The sequence below is a fragment of the Mesorhizobium sp. M8A.F.Ca.ET.161.01.1.1 genome, from assembly GCF_004792105.1.
Classification (GTDB): Bacteria; Pseudomonadota; Alphaproteobacteria; order Rhizobiales; family Rhizobiaceae; genus Mesorhizobium.
Window position 1 is genome coordinate 1 of the sequence record NZ_SRTD01000220.1, and the last position, 347, is coordinate 347.

The window sequence follows — 347 nt, forward strand, 5'->3', positions numbered from 1 at the left end:
GGCGTCTGGGATGCGACCAGGTTCAGGGATATCTGATCAGCAGGCCGCTGCCGGCCAAGGAGCTCGTCGCCTGGAGCTCTGCCTGAGACGCGCCTGTCCTGGCGGCCATTGGAATTTGTACCAAGTGATACTGTCGCTCGCGAAAACCCATACCGGTTACCGCAACGATGCTGTAGAGCATTTTCGGTTGATACGGGACCGTTGCGGCGAGACGACCGGATTTTGCGAAAAGGCTTGAGATATGGAAATACTGGACGTGCATGGAGTTGCCCTGCCTCTTTCTTCCGATGAGGTGTCGCCCGTCATCTGGCAGGCGCTCACCGACGGCAGCTACGAGGCGAAGGAGG

General features: G+C 58.8%; 1 pseudogene. It reads left to right on the top strand.

Annotation, left to right across the window (positions count from 1 at the left end):
- Positions 1–241: 241 nt before the first annotated feature.
- Positions 242–347 (top strand): annotated as a pseudogene (locus EN804_RS38905) (FkbM family methyltransferase); the annotation flags it as partial.